Source organism: Streptomyces sp. NPDC090077 (assembly GCF_044747545.1).
GTDB lineage: Bacteria > Actinomycetota > Actinomycetes > Streptomycetales > Streptomycetaceae > Streptomyces.
Window position 1 is genome coordinate 224365 of record NZ_JBIVEG010000011.1, and the last position, 18982, is coordinate 243346.

Here is an 18982-nt window from a genome sequence, read left to right on the forward strand (position 1 = left end):
CCAAAAAGGGAAGGGAAGTAGGCACGGCGAAGCCGGCCGTCCTGCAGAAGGAGCGGGCAGGGGGTCAGCCGGCCTGCGTACGGAACCGCCGGCGGTAGGCCGCCGGGGTGGTGGCCAGCTGCCGGCGGAAGGCCCGGTGCAGGGTCTCCGCCGAGCCGAGACCGGCGGCGGCCGCGACCTGGTCGAGCGGGCTGTCGGTGGTCTCCAGCACCCGCCGGGCCACCTCGATGCGGGCCGCTTCGACGTAGGCGGCGGGACTGATGCCGGTCTCCTGGGTGAAGACCCGGGCGAAGTGGCGCTCGCTCAGGCACATCCGGGCCGCGAGGGCCGGCGCGGACAGGTCCGCGTCCAGGTGGTCGGCGATCCACAACCGCAGCTCGTCGATGTCCCGGCGGCCCGCCGCCGGCCGGCTGAGCGGCACCGAGAACTGGCTCTGGCCGCCCTGCCGCTTGAGGTACATCACCAGCTGCCGGGCCACCGCCAGCGCGGCCTGCTCGCCCAGGTCCTCCGCGACCAGGGCCAGCGCCAGGTCCAGACAGGCACTGATCCCCGCCCCGGTCCACAGCCGGCCCCGGTCGGTGCGAACGAAGATCGGATCGGGGTCGACCACGACCTCCGGATGATCCGCCGCCAGCTGCGCGGCCGTCGACCAGTGGGTGGTCGCCGTCCGCCCGTCCAGCAGCCCGGCCGCCGCCAGCAGGTGCGCCCCCACGCACACCGACGCCACCCGCCGGGCGTGCGGGGCGGTCTCCCGCACCCACGCCACGACGGCTTCGTCGATCCGGGCCACCGGCCCGGCGTCGGTCATGTCGACCGCCCCGGGCACCAGCAGCGTGTCCACCCGTTCGCCCACCTCGGCGAACGCGCGGTCGGCGAACAGCCGCACCCCGGCCGACGTCCGCACCGGTCCGGCCGCGGGCCCCGCGAGGGTGACCTCGTAACCGGCCCGCCCGCCGGTCTCCCGGTTGGCCAGGGCGAAGACCTCGGCCGGACCGGTGACGTCGAGGAGGTCGACATCGGGGAAGACCGCGATGACGACCCGGTGCGAAGTGGGCATGACCCCATCCTCGTGCGGCCCCCGCATGGCGGCAATGACGATTCCCCGTCACATCCGGACACGGCCTCCGCCGCGGCCGGACACGGCGGAGGCCCCGCACCGGGATCCGGTGCGGGGCCTCCGTCAGGTGTTGCCCGGGGCTCAGCCCTCGACGCCGAGGCGCTCCAGGATGAGCTCCTTGACGCGGGCCGCGTCCGCCTGGCCGCGGGTGGTCTTCATGACCGCGCCGACCAGGGCCCCGACGGCGGCGACCTTGCCGCCGCGGATCTTGTCCGCGATGGCCGCGTTGCCCGCGATGGCCTCGTCCACGGCCGCGCCCAGCGCACCCTCGTCCGAGACGACCTTCAGGCCGCGCTTGTCGACGACCTCGTCCGGGGTGCCCTCGCCGCCGAGGACGCCCTCGATGACCTGACGCGCCAGCTTGTCGTTCAGGTCGCCGGCCGCGACCAGGGCCGCGATCCGGGCCACCTGGGCCGGGGTGATCGGCAGCTCGTCGACCGAGACGCCCTGCTCGTTGGCGTTGCGCGCCAGCTCGCCCATCCACCACTTGCGGGCGGCGGTGGAGTCGGCGCCCTCCTCGATGGTGGCGACGATGGAGTCCACCGCGCCCGCGTTGAGGATCGACTGCATGTCGTGCTCGCTGACGCCCCACTCCTCGCGGAGGCGGTTGCGGCGCACGCGCGGCATCTCCGGCAGACCGGCGCGCAGCTCCTCGACCCAGGCGCGGGCCGGAGCGACGGGAACCAGGTCCGGCTCGGGGAAGTAGCGGTAGTCCTCGGCGTTGTCCTTGATGCGGCCGGCCGTGGTGGAGCCGTCCTCCTCGTGGAAGTGCCGGGTCTCCTGCACGATCGAACCGCCCGACGAGAGCACCGCCGCGTGGCGCTGGATCTCGAAGCGGGCCGCGCGCTCGACCGAGCGCAGCGAGTTGACGTTCTTCGTCTCCGAGCGGGTGCCGAATTCCTTCGTGCCGTTCGGGCGCAGCGACAGGTTCACGTCGCAGCGCATCTGGCCCTTGTCCATGCGGGCCTCGGAGACGCCGAGCGCCTTGATGACCTCGCGCAGCTCGGCCACGTACGCCTTGGCGACCTCGGGGGCCCGCTCGCCGGCGCCCTCGATCGGCTTGGTGACGATCTCGATGAGGGGGATGCCGGCGCGGTTGTAGTCCAGCAGGGAGTGGGACGCGCCGTGGATGCGGCCGGTGGCACCGCCGACGTGCAGCGACTTGCCGGTGTCCTCCTCCATGTGGGCGCGCTCGATCTCCACGCGGAAGATCTCGCCGTCCTCCAGCTGCACGTCGAGGAAGCCGTTGAAGGCGATGGGCTCGTCGTACTGGGAGGTCTGGAAGTTCTTCGGCATGTCCGGATAGAAGTAGTTCTTCCGGGCGAAGCGGCACCACTCGGCGATCTCGCAGTTCAGCGCGAGACCGATCTTGATCGCGGACTCCACGCCGATCGCGTTGACGACCGGGAGCGAGCCCGGCAGACCGAGGCAGGTCGGGCAGGTCTGCGAGTTGGGCTCGGCGCCCAGCTCGGTGGAGCAGCCGCAGAACATCTTGGTCCTGGTGCCGAGCTCGACATGGACCTCGAGGCCCATGACGGGGTCGTACGACGCGAGGGCGTCCTCGTACGACAGCAGTTCGGTGAAGGTGGTCACGGTGAAACTTTCCCTCTCAGCCCAGCAGGACGTCGTCGTCGCCGAGGCGCTTCAGCTCGCGGTACAGGATCGCGAGGCCGGTGACGATGGCGGCGGCGGATACGACGGCGTCGACGAGCTTCAGCGTGTCGTGGTCGGTGCGGGCTTTCTTGGCCTGCTTGATCACGCTGATGGCACCGAAAGCGGTGGTGCCGATCGACAGGTAGGTGCCGGACTTGGACTTCTTGAAGCCCTTGGCCTTGGACAGTGCACTGGAACTCACAGGGACGGAGCCTCCTCAAGCAGCGGGTGGCCCCAGCGCTCGACGAAGGCGGCCTCGACGGCGGCACCGACCTTGTACAGGCGGTCGTCCTTCATCGCCGGGGCGATGATCTGCAGCCCGACCGGGAGACCGTCCTCCGGGGCCAGGCCGCAGGGCAGCGACATGGCGGAGTTGCCGGCCAGGTTGGTCGGGATGGTGCACAGGTCCGCGAGGTACATCGCCAGCGGGTCGTCGGTGCGCTCACCGATGGCGAAGGCGGTGGTCGGGGTCGTCGGGGAGACGATCACGTCGACCTGCTCGAAGGACTTCTCGAAGTCCTTCGTGATGAGCGTGCGGACCTTCTGGGCGGAGCCGTAGTACGCGTCGTAGTAGCCGGAGCTGAGCGCGTACGTGCCGAGGATGATGCGGCGCTTGACCTCGTCGCCGAAGCCGGCCTCACGGGTCAGGGCGGTGACGTCCTCGGCGGACTTCGTGCCGTCGTCGCCGACGCGCAGGCCGTAGCGCATGGCGTCGAAGCGGGCCAGGTTGGAGGAGGCCTCGGACGGCGCGATCAGGTAGTACGCGGCCATGGCGAGGTCGAAGGACGGGCAGTCCAGCTCGACGATCTCGGCGCCGAGCTCCTTGAGGAGCTCCACCGACTCGTTGAAGCGCTGGACGACGCCGGCCTGGTAGCCCTCGCCGGCGAACTGCTTGACCACACCGACGCGCATGCCGGCGACGGAGCCGTTGCGGGCGGCCTCGACGACCGGCGGGACCGGGGCGTCGATGGAGGTGGAGTCGAGCGGGTCGTGGCCGGCGATGACCTCGTGCAGGAGGGCCGCGTCCAGGACCGTACGGGCGCACGGGCCGCCCTGGTCGAGGGAGGAGGAGAAGGCCACCATGCCGTAGCGGGAGACGCCGCCGTAGGTGGGCTTCACGCCGACGGTGCCGGTGACGGCGGCGGGCTGGCGGATGGAGCCGCCGGTGTCCGTGCCGATGGCGAGCGGGGCCTGGAAGGCCGCGAGTGCGGCCGCGGAACCGCCGCCGGAGCCGCCGGGGATCTTCGTGAGGTCCCAGGGGTTGCCGGTGGGGCCGTAGGCGCTGTTCTCGGTGGAGGACCCCATGGCGAACTCGTCCATGTTGGTCTTGCCGATGATGACGACGCCGGCTTCCTTGAGCTTGCGCGTCAGGGTGGCGTCGTACGGCGGGATCCAGCCTTCGAGGATCTTCGAACCGACGGTGGTCGGGACCCCGACGGTGGTGAAGATGTCCTTGAGGGCGAGCGGGACGCCGGCCAGCGGGCCGAGCTCCTCGCCGGCCGCGCGCTTGGCGTCGACGGCCGCCGCCTGGGCGAGCGCGCCCTCGCGGTCGACGTGCAGGAAGGCGTTGACCTTCTCGTCCGTCGCCTCGATGCGCGCGAGGTGGGCCTCGGTGACCTCGACGGCCGTGAGCTCGCCGGAGGCGATCTTCTCGGCGGTCTGGGCGGCCGTGAGCCTGATGATGTTGATGTCAGCCATGGTGATTAGTCCTCCCCCAGGATCTGCGGCACCTTGAAACGCTGCTGCTCCTGGGCGGGAGCGCCGGAAAGCGCCTGCTCGGGGGTGAGCGAAGGACGGACCTCGTCCGCGCGCATGACGTTCGTCAGCGGCAGCGGGTGGGAGGTCGGCGGGACGTCTTGGTCGGCGACCTCGGAAACGCGGGCGACCGCGCCGATGATGTCGTCGAGCTGTCCGGCGAAGTGGTCGAGCTCTTCGCCGGACAGCTCCAGACGTGCCAGCCGAGCGAGGTGAACGACTTCCTCGCGCGTGATGCCAGGCATGCAGCGATCCTCTGGGGTTGGAGTTCTGGGCGTAGCCCCAATCCTAGAGGTCGCCGTTGCCCCGCATCGCACCAGATATTCATCCCCGCGTTCGCGGGGACCACGGCCGACCGGCGAACCGGTCGAGCTCATCGCCGGGATCGACCCCGCGCACGGCGGGGACCACGGCACCCACCGTACGCGGATTCACCCCGCGCGCCCTGCCGCCGGGACTACGGCGCCGGGGTTTCGGCGGAGGCCGTGGCGGCGAGTTCTGCGGTGATGTCCGCCGGGCGGCGCCAGCCGCGTTCGCCGCGGGCCAGCAGCCAGGCGGTGGCCTCCTGCGGCGGCATGGCGGCGGCGACCAGCCAGCCCTGGACGGCGTCGCAGCCCAGGTCGCGCAGGCGCTCCCAGGTCTCGTCGTCCTCGACGCCCTCGGCGACCACGAGCAGGCCCAGGGAGTGGGCCAGGTCGACCGTGCAGCGGACGATCTCCGCGTCCTGGGCGTCCACCGCGAGGCGGGCGACGAACGAGCGGTCGATCTTCAGCTCGCTCACGGGGAGCCGGCGCAGGTGGACCAGCGAGGAGTAGCCCGTGCCGAAGTCGTCCAGGGACATCTTCACGCCGTGGCCCGTGAGGCCCGCCATGGTGTCGGCCGCCCGCTGCGGGTCCTCCAGCAGGACGTGTTCCGTTATCTCCAGCTGGAGGCCGCTCGCCGGGACCCCGTGCCGGGCCAGCCGGGCGGCGACGGCTCCGGCGAAGCCGGGGGTGTGGACGTCGCGCGGCGAAACGTTGACGGCGACCGGGACCTTCAGGCCCTGGGCCCGCCAGCGGGCGACCTGGGCGAGGGCCGTCTCCAGGACGTACTCGGTCAGGTGCGGCATCAGCCCGGAGGTCTCGGCGATCGCGATGAACTCGTCCGGAGGGACCCGTCCCCGCTCGGGGTGCACCCAGCGGACCAGCGCTTCCAGGCCGGCCACCTGTCCGTCGAAGCGGACCTTCGGCTGGTAGTGGAGTTCCACTTCGCCGGCGTCGAGGGCGCGGCGCAGGTCGCCGAGGAGTCCGAGCCGGTCGGGGGTGTTGCTGTCGCGCTTGGACTCGTAGACCTCGACGCCCGTGCGGTCCCGCTTGGCCTGGTACATGGCCACGTCGGCGCGGCGCAGCAGGCCCTCCGCGTCGAGCGCGTGGTCCGGGAAGACGGCGAGGCCGGCGCTGGCCTCCAGGACCAGGGTGAGGCCGTCGAGGTCCAGCGGGGAGCTGAGCTCGGCGACCAGGTTGCGGGCGACGCGCTGGGCGCTGGTGGTCGAGTCGGTGGTGGGCAGGAGCACGGCGAACTCGTCGCCGCCGAGCCGGGCCGCCTCCGCCTCGGCCGGGAGCGCCTGGCGCAGCCGCTCGGCGATCTGGAGCAGCAGCCGGTCCCCCGCGAGGTGGCCGAGCGTGTCGTTGACGGCGCGGAAGCGGTCCAGGTCGATCAGCACGAGGGCCGACCGGGTGCCCTGGCGTTCGGCCTCGTCCAGGGCGGACCAGGCGCGCTCCAGCAGCCACTGCCGGTTCGGCAGCCCGGTCAGCGGGTCGCGCAGCTGCTCCTCGGCGCGGGCGCGGGCGATCCACAGGGTGGAGTCGAGGGCGATGAGCGGTACGGCGAACAGCGGCAGCAGCACCGGCTGGGTGCTGGCGACCACGCAGATCAGCGGGGCGATGCCGAGCAGGGCCGCGGCGACCAGGGCCTGGCGCAGGATGGTCGCGCGGGCCACGGTGGGCAGCCCGCCGCCGCGCGGGGTGAGCGCGAACCACAGCAGGATCCGGGTGACGAGCAGGTAGGAGAGGGCGACGAGGACCACTTCGGGGGCGGCCGCGAGGTCCCAGTCCACGGGCAGCCACGGCTGCTCGACGCTCGGCGCGTCGCCGAAGGCGGCGAGTACGAGGGCCCCGGCGCCGATGCCGAGGATGTCGACGGAGCCGTGCAGCAGGCCCTGGCGCCAGCGCTGCCGGCGCGCGGCCCCGACGAGGGAGACCACGGCCAGGGAGACGAGTCCGGCGGGGATCCAGCCGTAGAGGAGCAGGACGCCGAGGGTGAGCGCGGCACCGGATCCGGTGCCGCCCCACCAGCGGTCCCGGCCCAGGGCGACGAGGTGGCCGACGATGATGCCGGTGAGCAGGGCGAGTCCCCACCCCACGGGGCCGCCGGGGAAGAGGGCCTGACGGTCGGTCAGTGCGGAGGCGATGCCGGCGGCGAGCACCACGGCGGCGAGGCCGACGAGGGCGAGGGGCAGCGCGGTGCGCCGGGCCTGTCCCGGTCCGCCCGGTCCCGTGTCGAGGGCGCGGGTCTGCGGTGTCCTGGCACCCAGGACACCGAGCCGGCCCGCCCGTACGGGCGGGAGCTCCCCGCCGGATTCAGGTGACGGGTCGGCGCTTTCGGTGGGTTTCATGCCCGTCCCTCTCACAGCCGGCGATGCCGATGCCACGCGATGGCCCCGATGTCATGCCATCACGGCTGAAAGCGCATCAGGCAGCCGCGCACGACAGGCGCACCCCACAACAGTAGGACGCGAGAGGCTCCCAGGGGCAGCTGTCGGCGGTGGTTGCCCGAATGCGGCCCAGCCATCCTCATCAGTACGGTATCCGCCGAACGGGTGAGTTTGGACCAGGACCCCCCTGTCACCCGTCCGATGATCCGACAGCTCGTGGCCCCGCGACCAGCCGTGTACCGGCCGTTTGCCACCGGCGGCCGCGCCCGGCGTGCGCCCGCCCGTACGGCCGCACGCCATGCATCCGTTCGCCTCCGCCGACCCCTGGACGACTCCCCCTGCGGGCTACTGCGCGTCCTCGGCCGCGGCGGCGCCCTCCAGCGGGAGCGCGGCCCCGCGCGCGGCCTCGGGGCCCTGTTCGAGGAGCACCTCGAAGCCGGCGTCGTCGAGGATCGAGAGCCCCAGCTGTACGGCCTTGTCGTACTTCGAGCCGGGGTTGTCGCCGACGACGACGAAGGAGGTCTTCTTCGACACCGAGCCGGTGACCTTGGCCCCGCGGCTCTGGAGGGCCTCCTTGGCCCCGTCGCGGGTGTGGTTCAGGAGGGTGCCGGTGACGACCACGGTCAGGCCTTCCAGCGGGCGCGACCCCTCCTCCTCGGCGGAACCTTCCTCCTCCATGCGCACGCCGGCGGCCCGCCACTTGCGCAGGATCTCCTGGTGCCAGTCGACGGCGAACCACTCCTTGAGCGAGGCGGCGATGATCGCCCCGACGCCCTCGGTGGCGGTCAGCTCCTCCTCGGTGGCCTGCTCGATCCGCTCGATCGAGCGGAACTCGCGGGCGAGGGCCTCGGCGGCGACGGGGCCGACGTGCCGGATCGACAGGCCGTTGATGATCCGGGCCAGCGGGCGGTCCTTGGCGGCCGCGATGTTCTCCAGCATGGCCAGGGCGTTCTTCTTCGGCTCGCCCTTCTGGTTGGCGAAGACCGTGACGATCTTCTCCTCGCCGGTCTTCGGGTCCCGCTTGGGCAGTCCGCTGTCCTGGTCCAGGACGTACGCCTTGATGGGCAGCAGCTGCTCGATGGTGAGGTCGAACAGGTCGCCCTCGTCGAGCAGCGGCGGCTGCGCCGGCTCCAGCGGTCCGGTCAGCGCGGCGGCCGCGACGATGCCGAAGTTCTCGATGTCCAGGCTCTGCCGGCCGGCCAGGTAGTAGATCCGCTCGCGCAGCTGCGCGGGGCAGGTCTGCCCGTTGGGGCACCGGACGTCGATGTCGCCCTCCTTCATCGGGCGCAGCTCCGTCCCGCACTCGGGGCAGCGGGCCGGCATGACGAACGCGCGCTCGCTGCCGTCCCGCAGGTCCACCACGGGGCCGAGGATCTCGGGGATGACGTCGCCGGCCTTGCGCAGGACGACGGTGTCCCCGATGAGGACGCCCTTGGCCTTGACGACCTCCTGGTTGTGCAGGGTCGCGAACTCGACCTCGGAGCCGGCCACCGTCACCGGCTCCACCTGGGCGTACGGGGTCACGCGCCCGGTGCGCCCGACGCCGACCTTGATGTCGACGAGCTTGGTGTTGACCTCTTCGGGGGCGTACTTCCAGGCGATGGCCCAGCGCGGGGCGCGGGCGGTGGAGCCGAGGCGGCCCTGGAGGGCGATCTCGTCCAGCTTGACGACGACGCCGTCGATCTCGTGCTCCACGGAGTGCCGGTTCTCGCCGAAGCGGGCGATGAACGCGCGCACCTCGGCGAGGGTGGAGACGACCTCGTTGTGCCGGGCGGTGGGCAGGCCCCATTCGCGCAGCAGCTCGTAGGCCTGCGACTGGCGCTCGATGTCGAAGCCCTCGCGGGCGCCGATGCCGTGCACCACCATGTGCAGCGGGCGGCTCGCGGTGACCTTGGGGTCCTTCTGGCGCAGCGAACCGGCCGCCGCGTTGCGCGGGTTGGCGAAGGGCTTGCCCTCGGTCTCGACGAGCCGGGCGTTGAGCTCCTCGAACTTCTCCATCGGGAAGTACACCTCGCCGCGGATCTCGACGAGGGCCGGGACCCGGTCCCCCTTGAGGCGGTCCGGGATCTCGGCGATGGTGCGGACGTTGGGCGTGATGTCCTCGCCGGTGCGGCCGTCGCCGCGGGTGGCGGCGCGGGTGAGGCGGCCGTTCTCGTAGGTGAGGTTGACGGCGAGGCCGTCCACCTTGAGCTCGCACAGGTAGTGGTAGTCCGGGGTGTTCACGTCCCGGGCCACCCGGTCGGCCCAGGCGGACAGTTCCTCGTCGTCGAAGGCGTTGTCGAGGGAGAGCATCCGCTCGCGGTGCTCGACGGAGGCGAAGTCCGTCTCGTACGCCCCGGCCACCTTCTGGGTGGGCGAGTCGGGCGTGCGCAGCTCGGGGTACTGCTCCTCCAGGGCCTCCAGCGAGCGCAGCAGCCGGTCGAACTCGGCGTCGCTGACGACCGGCTGGTCGTTCACGTAGTACCGGAAGCGGTGCTCCTCGACCTGCTCGGCGAGCAGCTGGTGCTGCTCGCGCACCGCCGTCGGTACTGCCGTGTCCTGCTGTTCGGCTGCCATGCCGTGTCCTCCCGTGGCCCGTGCTCGACCGTCACTCAGGGTTGTCGGCGAGCGACCTCGCCGCCCTGACGCAATGGGCCTGCGCCGCGCGGGCGTACGCGGGCGAGGCACCCGCCAGACCGCACGACGGGGTGACCACGACGGACTCGGCGAGAGTCCCCGGGGCCAGTCCCAGCCTGCGCCAGAGCTTCCTGACACCCATGACGCTACCGCCCGGGTCCGACAACGGGGCATCGGTGCCCGGCACCACTCCGGCGAACAGTTTCAGGCCGCCTTCGACGGCCTCGCCGATGGCGTCGTCCTCGCGCTCGGTGAGCAGGGAGAAATCGAACGAGACTCCTGCGGCACCGGCCCGGTGCAGCAGCGCGAAGGGGACTTCGGGCGCGCAGGAGTGCACGGTGACGTCCCCGTCGTGGACGGCGAAGAGGTCGCGCAGGGTGCTCTCGACCACCTGTCGGTCGACGGCCCGGTAGGTGCGGTAGCCGCTGGCGGAGCGCACCCGGCCGCGCAGGACGGCGGTGAGCGACGGCTCGTCGTACTGGAGCACGATCTCGGCGCCGGGGACGCGCTTGCGCACGTCGGCCAGGTGGTCGCGCAGGCCCTCGGCGAGGGAGGCGGCGAGGTCGCGGCAGGCTCCGGCGTCCTGGAGGACGGCTTCGCCGCCGTGCAGTTCGAGGGCGGCGGCCAGCGTCCACGGGCCGACGGCCTGGACCTTCAGCCTGCCGGTGTAGCCCTGGGTGAACTCCTCCAGGGCGTCGAGGTCCTCGCCCAGCCAGGAGCGGGCGCGGCGGGTGTCGCGGCCGGGGCGGTCGCTGATCCGCCAGCCGCTGGGCTCGACGTGGGCGTACAGGTCGACGAGCAGCCCCAGGGAGCGGCCGATCATGTCCGCGCCGGGCCCGCGCGCGGGCAGCTCGGGCAGGTACGGGAAGTCCTCGAAGGAGCCGGTGGCGGTCTTGGCGGCCTCCCGGGCGTCACCGCCGGGCAGCGAACCGACGCCGGTGGCGCCGGCGGTCATCGGCCGGGCCTGACGGACAGGTCGTTGACCTCGGCGTCGCGCGGCAGGTCGACGGCCATGACGATGGTCGTCGCCACGGACTCGGGGTCGATCCAGCGCTCGGCGTCGTACTCCTTGCCCTCCTGGGAGTGCACCTTGGCCTGCATGGGGCTGGCGGTGCGGCCGGGGTAGACGGAGGTGACGCGGATGCCGTTGGCCTTCTCCTCGGCGCGCAGGGAGTCGGCGAGGGCCTTCAGCCCGTGCTTGGAGGCGGCGTACGCGCTCCAGTCGGCGTGGGCGGTGAGGCCGGCGCCGGAGTTCACGAAGACGACGGTGGCCTGGGAGGCGCGCAGGGTGGGCAGCAGCAGCCGGGTGACCTCGGCGGGGGCGATCAGGTTGACGTTGAGCTGCTGGTGCCAGGTCTTGGGGCGGAGCTCCCCCACCGGTCCGAGGTCGACGATCCCGGCGATGTGGAGCAGGGAGTCGATCCGCTCGGGCACGGGCTGCTTGGAGAACGCCCAGGAGAGCCGGTCGGGGTCGGACAGGTCGCCCACGAGGGTCCGCGCGCCCGGGTAGCGCTCGACGAGCTGCCGGGCGCGGGCGGCGTCGCGGGCGAGCAGGACGAGGTCGTCGCCGCGGGCGTGCAGGCGGGCGGCGACGGCGGCGCCGATGCCGGATCCGGCACCGGTGATCAGGTGAGTAGGCATACCGCCATGCTCGCATCCGCCGGGGGCCCGTCGCCGCCGTGGTCCGCGGCCCGCCGCGGGCGGGTGGTCAGAGTCCGGCGGCCTCGCGCAGGGCGCCGGCCGTCCCGGTGGCGTCGTAGCCGGCGGGGACGCCCTCGACCAGGAAGGCGGTGCCGGGGATGTGCTCGGTGCGCAGCGGGAGGATGGCCTGGTAGGCGTCGGAGGCGTACCAGGCGCGGGCCCGCTCGATGTCGGGGAAGCCGATGACGACGACCGTGCCGGGGAAGGGGCCCTCCAGGACCTCGACCTCCTTGCCGTGGACGAGGAAGCGGCCGCCGAAGGGGTCCATGGTGGCCTGGATCCGCTCGATGTAGTGCAGGACGTCCTCGTTGAGGGTCGGCTGGTGCAGGTGGGCGATGGCGTACGCGGTCATGTGGGCCTCCCCTGTCGGTGTGCCGGGTGGTCCCGGCCGCTGATCCGATCCTGTCAGCGGGCGGCGGGCGTGGCGATTACCTCGGAGGTCATGGCCGGGCGGCGGGCTGGAAGGTGCGGCGGTAGGCGATCGGGGAGACGCCGACGGACGCGCGCATGTGCTGGCGCAGGGAGTTGGCGGTGCCGAAGCCGGAGCGGTGCGCGACGAGGTCGACGGGGAGGTCGCTGGACTCCAGGAGCTGGCGGGCGGTCTCCAGGCGCTGGGCGGTGAGCCATTGGACGGGGGTCATGCCGACCTCGTCGCGGAAGCGCCGGGTGAAGGTGCGCAGGCTCATCCGGGCGTGGTCGGCGAGTTCGGCGAGGGAGATCGGCTCGTCGAGCCGTTCCAGGGCCCAGGCGCGGGTGGCGGTGGTGGTGGCGACGGTGGGCTCGGGCACCGGGCGGTCGATGAACTGGGCCTGCCCGCCGTCGCGCCAGGGCGGGACGACGCACATGCGGGCGGCCCGGTTGGTGACGGCGGCGCCGTGGTCGCGGCGGATCAGGTGGAGGCACAGGTCGACGCCCGCGGAGACGCCGGCGGAGGTCAGCACGTCGCCGTCGTCGACGAAGAGGACCTCCTCGTCGACGCGGACCCGGGGGTAGGCGCGGCGGAACTCGGGGGCGAGGTTCCAGTGGGTGGTGGCGGGGCGGCCGTCGAGGAGCCCGGCGGCGGCGAGGACGTACGAGCCGGTGCAGATGGAGACCAGCCGGGTGCCGGGGCGGATCCCGGCGATGGCGGCGGCCACCGCGGGCGGCAGCGGGCCGCCGCGCGCCAGGTCGGGCATGGCGTGGGTGGGCGGGATGATCACCGTGTCGGCGGCGGCGAGGGCCTCGGGGCCCGCGGCGGGCTGGAGCGTGAAGCCGGAGTCGCTGAGGACGGGCCCGCCGTCGGCGGTGCAGACGACGACCTCGTACAGGGGCCGGCCGTCCTCGTCCACGGCCTCGCCGAAGACGCGCGGGGGGATGCCCAGCTCGAAGGGCGGGAAGCCGGGGAGGGCGAGCACGGCGATCAGGTGCCTGCCGTGCGGGCCGCTTCCGTCGGGGTGTGCGCTCATGGCCAGATCCTGTCAGATAGTGGCCGGACGGCCAACACCACGGTGGTGCGCGGTGCCCGAATCTGAGTGATGTCACCGGGCAAGCCCCGGAAAAGTACGGAATCAGTGGGAAAGAGGCAGTAGAGATGCGTGCGATCGTCGTGAACGAGTGGGGCGGCCCCGAGACCCTCGTCGAGCGGGACGTCGAGCGGCCGGAACCCGGTCTGGGCGAGGTCCTCGTCCGCGTCCACGCGGCCGGCGTCAACCCGGTCGACTGGAAGACCCGGGCCAGCGGCGGCCTGATCACCTGGGGCGGGACCCCGATCGTCGGCTGGGACGTCTCGGGCACGGTCGAAGCCGTGGGCCCCGGCACGACCGTCTTCCGGCCGGGCGACGAGGTGTACGGCATGCCGCTCTTCCCCCGGCAGGCCGGCGGCTACGCGGAGTACGTGGTCGCCCCCGCCCGGCAGCTGGCGGCCAAGCCCGCCTCGCTGAGCCACGTCGAGGCCGCCGCCCTGCCGCTGGCCGCGCTGACGGCCTGGCAGGCGCTGGTGGACACCGCGGACGTGCGTCCGGGCGAGCGGGTCCTCGTGCACGCGGCGGCCGGCGGCGTCGGACACCTGGCGGTGCAGATCGCCAAGGCGCGCGGCGCGTACGTGATCGGCACGGCCAGCGCGGGCAAGCACGAGCTGCTGCGCTCGCTGGGCGCGGACGAGGTGGTCGACTACCGGGCCGTGGCGTTCGAGGACGTCGTCGCGGACGTGGACGTGGTCCTGGACGGCCTCGGCGGCGAGGTCGCCGAACGCTCCCTCTCGGTGCTGCGCGAGGGCGGCCGGCTGGTCACCCTGCCGGGCCCGGACGACGTCCCGGCCGACACCCGCGGCTTCCGCGCGGACTGGGTGCTGGTCGAGCCGGACCGGCTGGGGCTGCGCGAGATCGCGGCGCTGGCCGACTCCGGCGCGCTGAAGCCGCTGGTGGAGACGGTGCTGCCGCTCGCCGAGGCCGCGCGGGCGCACGAGATCGGCGAGCTCGGCCGCACCACCGGCAAGATCGTCCTGACGGTCGTCCAGACGGCCTAAGCGGTGGCGCCGGCCGCCGCGCGGGTCGTCGTCGCGATGGTGGCGGAGCCGACCACGCGGGTGTCGTCGTAGAGCACGATGGCCTGGCCGGGGGCCACGCCGCGGACCGGCTCGGTGAAGGTGACGCGCAGCTCGCCGTCCACGACCTCGGCGAAGACCTCGGTCTCGCCGCCGTGGGCGCGCAGCTGCGCGGTGTAGGTGCCCGGGGCGGCGGGGGTGGAGCCGCACCAGCGGGGGCGGATCGCGGTGAGGGCGGTCACGTCGAGGGCCTCGACGGGGCCCACGGTGACGGTGTTGTTCACCGGGGAGATGTCGAGGACGTAGCGGGGCTTGCCGTCGGGGGCCGGGTGGCCGATGCGCAGGCCCTTGCGCTGTCCGATGGTGAAGCCGTAGGCGCCCTCGTGGGTGCCGACCTTCTCTCCGGTGGCCTCGTCGACGATGTCGCCCTCGGCCTTGCCGAGGCGCTGGGCGAGGAAGCCCTGGGTGTCGCCGTCGGCGATGAAGCAGATGTCGTGGCTGTCGGGCTTCTTGGCGACGGCCAGGCCCCGGCGCTCGGCCTCGGCGCGGATCTCGTCCTTGGTGGTGATCGTGTCGCCGAGCGGGAAGAGGGCGTGGGCCAGCTGCTTCTCGTCGAGGACGCCGAGGACGTACGACTGGTCCTTGGCCATGTCGGAGGCGCGGTGCAGCTCGCGGGAGCCGTCGGCGTTCTCGACGACGGTGGCGTAGTGGCCGGTGCAGACGGCGTCGAAGCCGAGGGCGAGGGCCTTGTCGAGCAGCGCCGCGAACTTGATCTTCTCGTTGCAGCGCAGGCAGGGGTTCGGGGTGCGCCCGGCCTCGTACTCGGCGACGAAGTCCTCGACGACGTCCTCGCGGAAGCGCTCGGCGAGGTCCCAGCAGTAGAAGGGGATGCCGATGACGTCGGCCGCGCGGCGGGCGTCGCGGGAGTCCTCGATGGTGCAGCAGCCGCGGGCGCCGGTCCGGAAGGACTGCGGGTTCGCGGAGAGCGCCAGGTGGACCCCGGTGACGTCGTGCCCGGCTTCGACGGCGCGGGCGGCGGCGACGGCGGAGTCCACGCCGCCGGACATGGCGGCCAGGACACGGAGGGGGCGGGCGGTGCGCGGCAGGTTCTCAGTCATAGCACCATCCAGGGTACGGGGAACCCGGCGGGGTCACAGCGCGTTATCGGCTGTGGGGGGTGGATCACATGACCGAGCAGGTGGAGAAGGGGCCCGAGGGGCCGCGCCGGACCAGGCGGGCGGTGCTGCTGGGCGGGCTGGGGGTCATCGCGGCGGCGGGGTTCGCGGCCCGTGAGGAGATCGGGCGGGCCTGGTGGCTGCTGCCGGGGGTGTCCAAGCCGCGCAAGGAGGGCGAGCTCGACTACGCGGGCGCGAACTGGACGGCGGCCTCGCCGGCGAACTGGCGGCTGGCGGACCGGCCCGACGACTACCGGGTGGACCGGATCGTCGTCCATGTCACACAGGGCGGCTTCGAGTCCTCGGTCGACGCCTTCAAGAACCCGTTCCACAAGGCGTCGGCGCACTACATAGTGCGCCAGGACGGCCATGTGGAGCAGATGGTGCGCGAGCTGGACGTGGCCTTCCACGCGGCGAACCGCGACATGAACGAGCGCAGCATCGGCATCGAGCACGTGGGCTTCGTCGACCGCCCCCGGGACTTCACCGACGCCATGTACGCGGCCTCGGCGCGGCTGGCCGCCGACGTCTGCCGGAGGTACGGCATACCGGCGGACCGGAAGCACATCCTGGGGCACGACGAGGTCCCGGGCGCCGACCACACGGACCCGGGCCCGCACTGGGACTGGGACCGCTACGTCCGCATGGTCGGGCAGGAGCTCGGGGCCGGGGCCGCTAGCTGAGGCCGGCGGTGCGGGCGCGTTCCACCGCGGGGCCGATCGCGGCGGCGACCGCGGCCACGTCCGCCTGGGTGGAGGTGTGGCCCAGGGAGAACCGCAGGGTGCCGCGGGCCAGCCGCGGGTCCGTGCCCGTCGCCAGCAGGACGTGGCTGGGCTGGGCGACCCCCGCGGTGCAGGCGGAGCCGGTGGAGCACTCGATGCCCTGGGCGTCCAGCAGCAGCAGGAGGGAGTCGCCCTCGCAGCCGGGGAAGCTGAAGTGGGCGTTGGCCGGCAGCCGGTCCTGCGGGTCGCCGCCGAGGACGGCGTCGGGGACGGCGGCCAGCACGGCCGCGATCAGCTCGTCGCGCAGGGCGCCGACCTCGGCCGCGAAGCGCTCGCGCCGCTCGGCGGCGAGCGCGGCCGCCACGGCGAAGGCGGCGATGGCCGGCACGTCGAGGGTGCCGGAGCGGACGTGCCGCTCCTGGCCGCCGCCGTGCAGGACCGGGACGGGTGTCTGGTCGCGGCCGAGGAGCAGCGCGCCGATGCCGTAGGGTCCGCCGACCTTGTGGCCGCTGACGGTCATGGCGGCGAGGCCGCTGTCGCCGAAGCGGACGTCGAGCTGCCCGAAGGCCTGGACGGCGTCGGAGTGCAGGGGTACGCCGTACTCCCGGGCGACGGCGGCGAGTTCGCGGACCGGCATGACGGTGCCGATCTCGTTGTTGGCCCACATCACGGTGGCGAGGGCGACGTCGTCGGGGTTGCGTTCGAGGGCCGCCCGGAAGTCCTCGGGGTGCACGCGGCCGTAGCGGTCGACGGGCAGGTACTCGACCTCGGCCCCTTCGTGCTCGGCGAGCCAGTGCACGGCGTCGAGGACGGCATGGTGCTCGACGGGGCTGGCGAGCACACGCCTGCGGGCCGGGTCGGCGTCGCGGCGGGCCCAGTAGAGGCCCTTGACGGCGAGGTTGTCGGCCTCGGTGCCGCCGGCGGTGAACACCACCTCGCTCGGGCGCGCGCCGAGCGCCTCGGCGAGGGACTCGCGGGCCTCCTCGACGGTACGGCGGGCCCGGCGGCCGGCGGCGTGCAGGGAGGACGCGTTGCCGGTGGCGGAGAACTGCGCGGTCATCGCCGCAGCGGCTTCCGGGAGCATCGGCGTGGTCGCGGCGTGGTCGAGGTAGGCCATGATTTTTTGATTCTACGAGTCCGCCGCCGCGCCGGTTCCCGTCCGGGGGTGGTTGGTCGGACCACCGGGCCGCCCCCTGTGCGACCCGGTGCCCCCTCGGACACCCCCTAGCGCGGGGCGCGGGCCAGCTGGCGGGACTGGGCCACCAGGCGGTCCGTGGAGTCCCAGACCTCGGCGTCCTCCTCCAGGAAGCCCCCGGCCAGGTTGCGGGTGACGATGCCCACCCGCAGCGGGCCCGGGGCCGGGCGGTGGCGGATGTGCGTGGTGAGCTCGACGGTCGGGGCCCAGCCCAGCAGGCCGAGGTCGAAGGCGGTCGGCGGCAGGGCGTCCACCGCGAGCAGCAGCGACAGCGGGTCGGCGTCACGGCCGTCGGCCAGCTCGAACCAGGCCCGCATCTCGCCCTTGCCGGAGGGGGCGCCGACCGCCCAGCCCGCGGTCGCCGGGTCGAGGCGGAGCCGGAGCCGGTCGACGATCGCGCTGCTGCCGGGGATGGGGGCCGGGCCGGCTTCGGCGCCGAGGCAGTCCTCGTACGCCGGGATGGCCGGCGGGCGGGCCACCGTGTGCACGGTGTCCGGGAGCGCGGCGAGGTCCCCGTACGAGGCGAGGACGCGGATCCGCTCGACCTCGGCGCCGTTCTCGTCGTACTGGAACAGCGAGGCCTGGCCGGTGGAGAGGGTGCGGCCGACGCGGACCACCTCGGTGCGGATCACGGCGGGGCCGGGCACGGAGGAGGTCAGGTAGTGGGCGGACACGGTGAAGGGGTCCGGGTGCGGCAGGGCCGCCGCGAGGGCCCGGCCGACCAGGGCCAGCAGATAGCCGCCGTTGACGGCGGTGATGATCGTCCACCCGGCGGACAGCTCCGCGTCGTACACCCCGGGCTCGCCCGCGCGGGCGGTGACGGTGGTGTCGCGGTCGAATTCGCTGTCGCCGATGGAGGCCTGGGCCGCTGCGTAAGACATGCGAACGACGGTACACCGGCAAGCTACTAAGCGGTAGCTTTTCTTTGCCGGGGGCGCACCTACACCTCTTCGGACACCGAGGAGCGGCGGTTCCAGGCCAGCGGGGCCCGCCAGTGGTAACGCATGGCGAGCAGCCGCAGCACGAAGGTGGTGACGATGGCGATGGCGGTGGTCAGGGGGTTGAGCATCTCGAACCCGATGAACACGGCCACCATCGAGGCACCGACGACGGCCGGCACGGCGTACATCTCGCGGTCGCGCAGCAGCGAGGGCACCTCGTTGGCGAGGACGTCGCGCAGCACACCACCGCCGACGGCCGTGGCCAGGCCCAGCGCGGCGGAGGCGGTCAGACCGAGGCCGTACTCGTAGGCCTTGGTCGTGCCCGTCACGCAGAACAGCCCGAGGCCGGCGGCGTCGAAGACGTTGATGGCGCGGTTGATGCGCTGGACCTCGGGGTGCAGGAAGAAGACGAACGCGGCGGCGATCAGGGGGGTGACGAAGAAGCTGAGCTCGCCGAAGGCCGCGGGCGGGACGGCACCGATGCAGAGGTCCCGCAGGAGGCCGCCGCCGAGGGCGGTGACGAGGGCGAGGACGCAGATGCCGAAGACGTCGAAGTTCTTGCGGACCGCGAGGAGGGCGCCGGCGGTGGCGAAGACGAAGATGCCCGCGAGGTCCAGGGCGTGCTGGATGCCGGGCGGGAAGAGATCGTGGAGCACCCCGCCATTGTCGCCCGGCGGCGGGGTGGTGGCGTCCAGCCTCTGCGCTGCCGCTGCGGTGGGCGGCCGCGGGTGCGGGCAGCCGCTGCGCGGGGCTGGGTCCCCTACCCGCCCTTCGCCCGTTCCCTGGGGCTCCGCCCCAGACCCCGCGCCTCAAACGCCGGCGAGGCTGAAATCAGCCCCGCCGGCGTTTGAGGCGCGGGCGCGGTAGCGCCGTAGGGGTCCGGGCGCAGCCCGG

General features: G+C 73.2%; 17 protein-coding genes. 2 read left to right on the forward strand and 15 right to left on the reverse strand.

Annotation, left to right across the window (positions count from 1 at the left end; translation table 11 throughout):
* Positions 1 to 64: 64 nt before the first annotated feature.
* The 11 genes from ACIPW5_RS20530 to ACIPW5_RS20580 all read right to left on the reverse strand — a co-directional run bounded on the left by ACIPW5_RS20530 (position 65) and on the right by ACIPW5_RS20580 (position 12979).
* Complete coding sequence (locus ACIPW5_RS20530) at positions 65 to 1057, reverse strand: GlxA family transcriptional regulator (RefSeq protein WP_401246674.1); 993 nt, start codon at positions 1055 to 1057, stop codon at positions 65 to 67.
* 141 nt (positions 1058 to 1198) lie between these two features.
* Positions 1199 to 2710, reverse strand: a complete 1512-nt coding sequence (gene gatB, locus ACIPW5_RS20535) for an Asp-tRNA(Asn)/Glu-tRNA(Gln) amidotransferase subunit GatB (protein WP_401246677.1) — start codon at positions 2708 to 2710, stop codon at positions 1199 to 1201.
* 16 nt (positions 2711 to 2726) lie between these two features.
* A complete protein-coding gene (locus tag ACIPW5_RS20540; protein ID WP_401246679.1) occupies positions 2727 to 2972 on the reverse strand; it encodes a hypothetical protein in 246 nt (81 codons plus the stop codon).
* Positions 2969 to 4468, reverse strand: a complete 1500-nt coding sequence (gatA, locus tag ACIPW5_RS20545; RefSeq protein WP_401246682.1) for an Asp-tRNA(Asn)/Glu-tRNA(Gln) amidotransferase subunit GatA — start codon at positions 4466 to 4468, stop codon at positions 2969 to 2971. Before gatA ends, ACIPW5_RS20540 begins: the two co-directional genes overlap by 4 nt.
* Positions 4469 to 4473: 5 nt before the next feature.
* Positions 4474 to 4770 carry an Asp-tRNA(Asn)/Glu-tRNA(Gln) amidotransferase subunit GatC gene (gene gatC / locus ACIPW5_RS20550; RefSeq protein WP_266842456.1) on the reverse strand — a complete coding sequence of 99 codons (297 nt, stop codon included), beginning with the start codon at positions 4768 to 4770 and terminating at the stop codon, positions 4474 to 4476.
* Between the two features lie 212 nt (positions 4771 to 4982).
* Entirely contained in the window at positions 4983 to 7178 is a 2196-nt protein-coding gene (locus tag ACIPW5_RS20555; RefSeq protein WP_401246685.1) for a putative bifunctional diguanylate cyclase/phosphodiesterase, read from the reverse strand.
* A gap of 384 nt (positions 7179 to 7562) precedes the next feature.
* On the reverse strand, positions 7563 to 9773 hold the full coding sequence (gene ligA, locus ACIPW5_RS20560) for an NAD-dependent DNA ligase LigA (protein WP_401246687.1): 2211 nt from the start codon (positions 9771 to 9773) through the stop codon (positions 7563 to 7565).
* A gap of 31 nt (positions 9774 to 9804) precedes the next feature.
* Positions 9805 to 10788 carry a methionine synthase gene (locus tag ACIPW5_RS20565; protein ID WP_401246690.1) on the reverse strand — a complete coding sequence of 328 codons (984 nt, stop codon included), beginning with the start codon at positions 10786 to 10788 and terminating at the stop codon, positions 9805 to 9807.
* Positions 10785 to 11474: an SDR family oxidoreductase gene (locus tag ACIPW5_RS20570; protein ID WP_401246691.1), complete on the reverse strand. Its 690-nt coding sequence runs from the start codon at positions 11472 to 11474 to the stop codon at positions 10785 to 10787. The genes ACIPW5_RS20565 and ACIPW5_RS20570 overlap by 4 nt, the downstream gene beginning before the upstream one ends.
* Positions 11475 to 11541: 67 nt before the next feature.
* Positions 11542 to 11886 (reverse strand): DUF1330 domain-containing protein, encoded by a 345-nt coding sequence (locus tag ACIPW5_RS20575; protein WP_401246694.1) that lies wholly within the window; start codon positions 11884 to 11886, stop codon positions 11542 to 11544.
* Between the two features lie 88 nt (positions 11887 to 11974).
* Entirely contained in the window at positions 11975 to 12979 is a 1005-nt protein-coding gene (locus tag ACIPW5_RS20580; protein WP_401246696.1) for a GlxA family transcriptional regulator, read from the reverse strand.
* Positions 12980 to 13104: 125 nt separating this feature from the next.
* Here ACIPW5_RS20580 and ACIPW5_RS20585 point away from each other — a divergent pair, with 125 nt between their 5' ends.
* Positions 13105 to 14037, forward strand: a complete 933-nt coding sequence (locus tag ACIPW5_RS20585; RefSeq protein ID WP_401246697.1) for an NADP-dependent oxidoreductase — start codon at positions 13105 to 13107, stop codon at positions 14035 to 14037.
* Here the strand turns inward: ACIPW5_RS20585 and mnmA are convergent.
* Positions 14034 to 15173: a tRNA 2-thiouridine(34) synthase MnmA gene (mnmA, locus tag ACIPW5_RS20590; RefSeq protein WP_401246700.1), complete on the reverse strand. Its 1140-nt coding sequence runs from the start codon at positions 15171 to 15173 to the stop codon at positions 14034 to 14036. The genes ACIPW5_RS20585 and mnmA overlap by 4 nt on opposite strands.
* A gap of 68 nt (positions 15174 to 15241) precedes the next feature.
* Between mnmA and ACIPW5_RS20595 the strand changes: the two genes are divergently transcribed.
* Positions 15242 to 15913 carry an N-acetylmuramoyl-L-alanine amidase gene (locus ACIPW5_RS20595; protein ID WP_401246701.1) on the forward strand — a complete coding sequence of 224 codons (672 nt, stop codon included), beginning with the start codon at positions 15242 to 15244 and terminating at the stop codon, positions 15911 to 15913.
* Here the strand turns inward: ACIPW5_RS20595 and ACIPW5_RS20600 are convergent.
* The 3 genes from ACIPW5_RS20600 to ACIPW5_RS20610 form a co-directional block, all read right to left on the reverse strand.
* Positions 15906 to 17069, reverse strand: coding sequence for a cysteine desulfurase family protein (locus ACIPW5_RS20600; RefSeq protein WP_401246704.1), 1164 nt, complete (start codon positions 17067 to 17069; stop codon positions 15906 to 15908). The genes ACIPW5_RS20595 and ACIPW5_RS20600 overlap by 8 nt on opposite strands.
* A 107-nt stretch (positions 17070 to 17176) precedes the next feature.
* Positions 17177 to 18028: a thioesterase family protein gene (locus ACIPW5_RS20605; protein ID WP_401246707.1), complete on the reverse strand. Its 852-nt coding sequence runs from the start codon at positions 18026 to 18028 to the stop codon at positions 17177 to 17179.
* Positions 18029 to 18087: 59 nt separating this feature from the next.
* Positions 18088 to 18744: a trimeric intracellular cation channel family protein gene (locus tag ACIPW5_RS20610; protein WP_401246710.1), complete on the reverse strand. Its 657-nt coding sequence runs from the start codon at positions 18742 to 18744 to the stop codon at positions 18088 to 18090.
* Positions 18745 to 18982: the final 238 nt, after the last annotated feature.

Bases quoted from the DNA above. Each gene is read 5' to 3' on its own strand.
- ACIPW5_RS20585 (WP_401246697.1), top strand. From the start codon at position 13,105: ATGCGTGCGATCGTCGTGAACGAGTGGGGCGGCCCCGAGACCCTCGTC.
- ACIPW5_RS20605 (WP_401246707.1), bottom strand. From the start codon at position 18,028: ATGTCTTACGCAGCGGCCCAGGCCTCCATCGGCGACAGCGAATTCGAC.
- mnmA (WP_401246700.1), bottom strand. From the start codon at position 15,173: ATGACTGAGAACCTGCCGCGCACCGCCCGCCCCCTCCGTGTCCTGGCC.
- ACIPW5_RS20595 (WP_401246701.1), top strand. From the start codon at position 15,242: ATGACCGAGCAGGTGGAGAAGGGGCCCGAGGGGCCGCGCCGGACCAGG.
- ACIPW5_RS20580 (WP_401246696.1), bottom strand. From the start codon at position 12,979: ATGAGCGCACACCCCGACGGAAGCGGCCCGCACGGCAGGCACCTGATC.
- ACIPW5_RS20600 (WP_401246704.1), bottom strand. From the start codon at position 17,069: ATGGCCTACCTCGACCACGCCGCGACCACGCCGATGCTCCCGGAAGCC.
- ACIPW5_RS20530 (WP_401246674.1), bottom strand. From the start codon at position 1,057: ATGCCCACTTCGCACCGGGTCGTCATCGCGGTCTTCCCCGATGTCGAC.
- ligA (WP_401246687.1), bottom strand. From the start codon at position 9,773: ATGGCAGCCGAACAGCAGGACACGGCAGTACCGACGGCGGTGCGCGAG.
- gatC (WP_266842456.1), bottom strand. From the start codon at position 4,770: ATGCCTGGCATCACGCGCGAGGAAGTCGTTCACCTCGCTCGGCTGGCA.
- ACIPW5_RS20555 (WP_401246685.1), bottom strand. From the start codon at position 7,178: ATGAAACCCACCGAAAGCGCCGACCCGTCACCTGAATCCGGCGGGGAG.
- ACIPW5_RS20575 (WP_401246694.1), bottom strand. From the start codon at position 11,886: ATGACCGCGTACGCCATCGCCCACCTGCACCAGCCGACCCTCAACGAG.
- gatA (WP_401246682.1), bottom strand. From the start codon at position 4,468: ATGGCTGACATCAACATCATCAGGCTCACGGCCGCCCAGACCGCCGAG.
- ACIPW5_RS20565 (WP_401246690.1), bottom strand. From the start codon at position 10,788: ATGACCGCCGGCGCCACCGGCGTCGGTTCGCTGCCCGGCGGTGACGCC.
- ACIPW5_RS20570 (WP_401246691.1), bottom strand. From the start codon at position 11,474: ATGCCTACTCACCTGATCACCGGTGCCGGATCCGGCATCGGCGCCGCC.